Here is a 5,488-nt window from a genome sequence, read left to right on the forward strand (position 1 = left end):
GGCGATAAGCTAGTGTAAATGCCAAACATGCGCTGCGCTTTGAGCTCGATCTAGGGACGATTAACTCTTTGTTGCTCGGTTTTTACTTAGCCCACTAGGTTACAAACCTCGCGCCGCGATTAAATCGCCCGTAGATTGAACAAATTTCAATCCACAAAGGTCAACACGCCCTAGGTGCTCTGCGTTTTACGCGAGTAACTTTTTTGGTTTGGGTTACGTGTTTTTTAAGGATGACTCCTATGGCGCGTTTAACATCTGCTCGCTCGCGGTATTGCCATAAGCGTTCGCGCGCTTGCTTTGAAGCCGTGGTTAAATCAAGCATTGGCTCGGGGTAATCTTCTCCTAGCTTAAAGTCGTTAAATAGCGCTTCCATCGGGGTTTGTTGCCAAGGCTCGTGCAAATATTCAATAGGGAGCTTTTCAAGCTCGGGGCACCATTTTTTAATAAAAGTACCTGTTGGATCTTGATCTTCTGATTGTTTAATTGGGTTGTAATGCCGAATGGTATTAATCCCTGTTACCGATGCTTGCATTTGAATTTGCGGGTAGTGAATTCCAGGCTCAAAATCTAAAAAGTAATTAGCGAGAGGAAAGCTTGCTTGCTGCCAGCTTATATTTAAATGATGCGTTACAAAGCTCACAAGCATGGCGCGCATTCTAAAGTTTATATACCCAGTCGCCTTTAAGCAGCGCATGCAAGCGTCAATAATTGGAATGCCTGTTTGGCCCTGCGCCCAGCGTTGAACATCACTTTTCACGTTTTTGTCATCACGATACGGAAATACATGATAACCTGGATTAAGGGCCAAAAATTCCATTGTGCATTCGCTTTCAAACTTTTGCATAAAGTGGCAATGCCAATGCAGGCGAGACACAAACGCTGCAAGCGGGCGTTTCCAGCCTTTTTTATTTGGATGCTTTGAATGATATTGCTCAATAGCCATTTGATACACTTGCCTGAGGCTAATATTACCCCACGCTAAATAAGGCGAAAGCCGAGAGCAATGAGTTTGGCTTAAACTTGGGCTAGATATACCCTTTTGATAACCTTTACCGCGTTCAGCAAAAAAACTATGCATGATCTCTTGGGCATGCAACGGGCCGCCTCGTTGAAAATTATCATCGTCTTGCGTGTAAGCGTTTGGTAAATCAGGTGCTTGATAGTTATTTAGCGCAATTGTCTGGATGTTTTTCCAGTTGGGTATGGCAATAGGTGATTGCATTGTTTTTTGCCAATGCTCATTCCAATTATCGCGATTTTTTTTACCACGTATAACAGCACCTGTTTGCGACTCCAGCCAATTAATGTGATTATGTTGGCACCACGCTTTAACAACTTTATCTCGCTTAAATGTGTTGTTTAAGCCTATTTCTTGATGACTAAAAATATTAACTATTTCAAATTGCGTTTTTAATGATTCAAGTAAGTCGCTCATGTTTAAATTAAATATATAAACGCAGGTGTTAAAACGAGTTAGCTGTTTATTTAATTCAACGATTGATTGATATACAAAGCGCCAATGTCGCTCGTTGTAATGCGCATCTTCAAGTAGCAGAGGTTCAAAGTTATAAAGTAATAGCGTGGGTAGACCGTTACTAAAAGCATTTTTTAAAGGCGGGTGGTCGCGGAGGCGTAAATCGCGTTTAAACCAGACTATGTTTATTTTTATACGCATGAAATCAACATATTATTTAAAAAATGCTATTTAGGGTTTAAGTTGTACGCAGCGCAGTGATTTTCCGATTTAGTTTTCAAGATTAAAAGTGAGAAACCATGTTTTTAGATTTAACCGATAACAGTAACCACTCTGTTTACTCTTATCTCGTTGGTGGGATAAGTCCCAGACCTATTGCTTGGGTAAGTACGTTAAGTAGCGAGGGGGTTGCCAATATTGCGCCTTACTCTTTTTTTACTGTCGCCAGTTGTAACCCACCAGTGTTGAGTGTAACGCAAGTAAACCCAAGTAATAACAAAGATAAAGATACGCTAAATAATTTACTCGTTACCAAAGAGTGCGTGGTTAATATTGTTAGTCATGATCTTATTGAACAAATGAATCAAAGCGGTGCAAATTACTCAAGTGAAATAAGTGAGTTTGATGCTGCTAATATCTCTCAAACGAGTAGTCAGCTAGTTCATGCGCCAAGTGTTACCGATTCTAAAATAAAATTTGAATGCAGATTACGAGAGGTCATTACTATTTCAAAGGAAACGGGAGGAGGAAAAATCATGCTATTAGATGTGATTGGCATCAATATAGATGATGAGGTTTTAGTCAATGGATATATAGATCCAACACGTTCAAATACTGTGGGTAAAATGGGCGGCGACTATTTTAGTACCACGAAAGATAAATTTGTGCTCAAAAGACCACTGTTTTAGTGTTTAGTAATAGAGACTGTATAGATTCTAAATTTAGTTATGTTTAATCGCTTTATGAAAAGAATGCTTTAAATATGGATTTATTTACGACTGATCTTATTTCGCCTATGTTGGCATTAGTGTTTGTTTTGTTGGCAGGTTTTACTTCTTTTTTTTCGGCTGCCTTTGGTGCGGGCGGCGGGCTAATGTTACTTGTTGTGATGGCATCGTTTATGCCCATGACTTTAGTTGTTCCTATTCATGGGCTCGTGCAACTAGGGTCAAATACCAATCGCTTATTACTGAGTTTTAAACATATAGATAAAAGCATGTTTATTTATTTTACGCTTGGAGGCGCAGCTGGGGCGGTATTGTCGAGTTTTATTGTTTCAAACATTCAATTTGATGTTATGAAGTTAGTTGCAGGAGTTTTTGTTATTTATATTTTGTGGGGAAAGACTCCATTATTGCACAGCAGATCAATACTTTGGCGTTTAGCTGGTGGCTTTGCTACTACATTTATTTCGATGTTTATCGGTGCAAGTGGCCCATTAGTCGGGAGCTGCTTACACATGAGTAACTATAGCAAGATGCGTTTTACAGCCACGTTTTCAAGTATTATGTCAACTCAGCATTTATTTAAAGCTGGCATATATGGGGTCGTTGGTTTTAGCTTTTGGCAGTGGCTACCTTTAGTCGGTGCAATGGTTTTTAGTGGGGCTATAGGCACATGGCTGGGAATTCGATTATTAAACCATATACCAACAGACAAATTTAAGTGCATTTTTAAATATATTTTAACATTATTAGCATTGCAATTAGCTTGGCAGGGCTTTAAATCGTTATGTAATTAATGCTCATTCTACGAGGTGAAATGAGCATGTTTTAATAAAATCAGTTCATTAAGGCTTATTTAACGGATGCTTTAATTGGTTTATCGCCATCAAATAATTCAAAGATGCGACTGCCACTGGGACTATTTGTAGCAATATGAAGTAACGCATTAGCCACATTTTCTCGGCTAATTTTAGCTTTATCCTGATCTTGTGGGCGCTTAGTTGTTACTGTTAATGAAGCTGCATCGTTAGTTAATGTCCCTGGGCGAATAATAGTGTAATTTAAGCCACTGTTGATTAAATGTTCATCGGCCATGTGCTTAGCAACTAGATATGGTTTTAAATCGCCATCAATTGAATCGGGGTCGTCTGCACCAATTGAGCTGACCATGATAAAGTGCTTAATTGCATGCTCTCGAGCGTAGGTTGCCGCTTTAGTTGCAGCCCATAAGTCAATCAACACAGTTTTGTCATCCCCTGTATTACCACCCGAACCAGCCGCAAATATAACTTGTTCGCAGTCTTTTAGTGCGTTACTAAAATCACCTTCGAGATCTTGCTCGACAATATTTAAAAAAGGGCTTTGTAAATCACTTAGTTTGCTTTTGTCACGCACTAAGGCAACTACACTTTGTTCATTTTTAAGCAGTAACTCGGTAGTCATTTTACCAATTTGTCCGCTTGCACCAATAATTAGGGTCTTGCTCATAATTAATTCCTTCTTAATTTAATAGATTGAAAAAGTAATGTGCCGTGCAAATAGACCTTGGGGTGTGAGTATATTTTTAAAGGGTAAATTGGAATTTTAATTAATTTATTTTATTTAAATAAAAATTTACGGGCTAGTAAGGGGAAGTTGTCTTGTCGTTATTAGTGCAGATTGAGGTTTAATCATAAAAAAACCCAGCAGAGCTGGGCTATAAAATATTCTAAGGAGAAATTGTTAACTTTGGGTTACATTAAATTGCCCAAAAGTATAAACCTTGAACAAGTAAAAAGTATTTATTAACACCAAACTCATATTTGAAATAACACTCGACGACATAAGATCTAAGCTAAATGATAAGAATAATAAACCACACGCACTAATAGCTGCAATGCGCAGTAAAGTGATCTGGTTGATAAAGAATGCACCTAAACCTAGTGCAAGTAATATAGTATTTAAAAGCCAATCTAGCTCGTTTAGCATGGTCGTTTCAATAGTTCAGTTGTTGAAAAAAGGAGCGCCATTATGTTGATATTTTGCACAGCTTTCAACCAAGTAATTTTAAATTTTCAGATTAGTTTTTTTAATCCAAAAAATCATTATTGTTATGTATTTATCATCAATTACAGTTCTTAATGCTTTTGGTGGGTGTTTAAATAGTACAGTGAATTATTTGATTAACATTTATTATAAATAGAGATTTTAACTCGAGAAGTAGGTTGTTCATCTGGGTTAAGAACAATTTACGACAAGACATAATTAAATAACGAGATAATCTGCATTGCTTTAAAGTATTTATAATATATAGAGCTTTGCTTTTAGCAGGCTGACACTATTAATGCGTTCTCATGTTTGGTCATTATATAAATGTATGACTTCTTTATTTAACTGTGACTTTTTATTTACAGCTTAACATAAAGCAAATGTGGTCTTTTTGGTGTAGGTCTCTATAATTAAATGAGTAAATTTATATATAAAGTTAGTAGTTAATTATAACCTAGCTTATAGCTTATGAAGGAATAAAGATGAATACGCAGCTATCAATTTTAATTGTAGATGACGTTAGCACGGTGCGTAGCTTTTTGAGTCAAACGCTAATGCATTTAGGGATAGACAATGTGAAGGAAGCATCTACCGCCTCACAGTGTATTAGTGAGTGCCAAGCTGCAAATTATAATATTATTTTTTTAGATATTGAATTACCAGACGGGGACGGCAAAGAGTTAATAGCGCAGATCAACGATTTAAGCCCTGAGACGAATGTTGTTATGGTGTCGGCTCACTCTGGTATTGAAAATGTAAAAGATGCAATAGATAAGGGGGCCAAAGGTTTTGTAGTTAAACCGTTTACTCCTAAAAAAATAGCGGCAATGCTTAAGAAGTTTTATCCAGACTTGGAAAATGTATAACATTAATCTGCTTAAATATTTATGCCGATGGTTATAATACCAAACTGCATAAATCTTTGATCAATTTAACGAATTAAATTGCACTATAACGTCGTTAAAAATTTTTTATTTAGAACAACTAGATACAAAAATTTTTGCCTAGTTCTAGCGTAATTTTCTTAACGTTAAATAGACCC

6 protein-coding genes are annotated in these 5,488 nt (G+C 36.9%); 3 read left to right on the forward strand and 3 right to left on the reverse strand.

Going from position 1 to position 5,488, the window contains the following annotated elements; translation table 11 throughout:
* Window positions 1–160 precede the first annotated feature (160 nt).
* The gene (locus CWB66_RS20530) at window positions 161–1,675 is read right to left on the reverse strand and encodes a cryptochrome/deoxyribodipyrimidine photo-lyase family protein (protein ID WP_138586896.1); all 1,515 of its coding nucleotides are present in this window, start codon (window positions 1,673–1,675) and stop codon (window positions 161–163) included.
* A 98-nt stretch (window positions 1,676–1,773) separates the two neighbouring features.
* Between CWB66_RS20530 and CWB66_RS20535 the strand changes: the two genes are divergently transcribed.
* Both CWB66_RS20535 and CWB66_RS20540 read left to right on the forward strand, forming a co-directional pair.
* On the forward strand, window positions 1,774–2,382 hold the full coding sequence (locus CWB66_RS20535; protein ID WP_138586898.1) for a flavin reductase family protein: 609 nt from the start codon (window positions 1,774–1,776) through the stop codon (window positions 2,380–2,382).
* Window positions 2,383–2,456: 74 nt separating this feature from the next.
* Complete coding sequence (locus tag CWB66_RS20540) at window positions 2,457–3,215, forward strand: sulfite exporter TauE/SafE family protein (RefSeq protein ID WP_138586900.1); 759 nt, start codon at window positions 2,457–2,459, stop codon at window positions 3,213–3,215.
* Window positions 3,216–3,270: 55 nt separating this feature from the next.
* On the opposite strand, the gene CWB66_RS20545 is transcribed toward CWB66_RS20540, so the two are convergent.
* Both CWB66_RS20545 and CWB66_RS20550 read right to left on the reverse strand, forming a co-directional pair.
* Window positions 3,271–3,906: an SDR family oxidoreductase gene (locus tag CWB66_RS20545; RefSeq protein ID WP_138586902.1), complete on the reverse strand. Its 636-nt coding sequence runs from the start codon at window positions 3,904–3,906 to the stop codon at window positions 3,271–3,273.
* Between the two features lie 234 nt (window positions 3,907–4,140).
* A complete protein-coding gene (locus tag CWB66_RS20550) occupies window positions 4,141–4,386 on the reverse strand; it encodes a hypothetical protein (protein WP_077538661.1) in 246 nt (81 codons plus the stop codon).
* A 542-nt stretch (window positions 4,387–4,928) separates the two neighbouring features.
* Here CWB66_RS20550 and CWB66_RS20555 point away from each other — a divergent pair.
* Complete coding sequence (locus tag CWB66_RS20555; RefSeq protein WP_077538659.1) at window positions 4,929–5,312, forward strand: response regulator; 384 nt, start codon at window positions 4,929–4,931, stop codon at window positions 5,310–5,312.
* Window positions 5,313–5,488: the final 176 nt, after the last annotated feature.

Origin of the sequence: Pseudoalteromonas sp. S558, assembly GCF_005886635.1 — a bacterium.
In the GTDB taxonomy this organism is placed as follows: domain Bacteria; phylum Pseudomonadota; class Gammaproteobacteria; order Enterobacterales; family Alteromonadaceae; genus Pseudoalteromonas; species Pseudoalteromonas aliena.

Bases quoted from the DNA above. Each gene is read 5' to 3' on its own strand.
- CWB66_RS20530 (WP_138586896.1), bottom strand. From the start codon at position 1,675: ATGCGTATAAAAATAAACATAGTCTGGTTTAAACGCGATTTACGCCTC.
- CWB66_RS20535 (WP_138586898.1), top strand. From the start codon at position 1,774: ATGTTTTTAGATTTAACCGATAACAGTAACCACTCTGTTTACTCTTAT.
- CWB66_RS20540 (WP_138586900.1), top strand. From the start codon at position 2,457: ATGGATTTATTTACGACTGATCTTATTTCGCCTATGTTGGCATTAGTG.
- CWB66_RS20545 (WP_138586902.1), bottom strand. From the start codon at position 3,906: ATGAGCAAGACCCTAATTATTGGTGCAAGCGGACAAATTGGTAAAATG.
- CWB66_RS20550 (WP_077538661.1), bottom strand. From the start codon at position 4,386: ATGCTAAACGAGCTAGATTGGCTTTTAAATACTATATTACTTGCACTA.
- CWB66_RS20555 (WP_077538659.1), top strand. From the start codon at position 4,929: ATGAATACGCAGCTATCAATTTTAATTGTAGATGACGTTAGCACGGTG.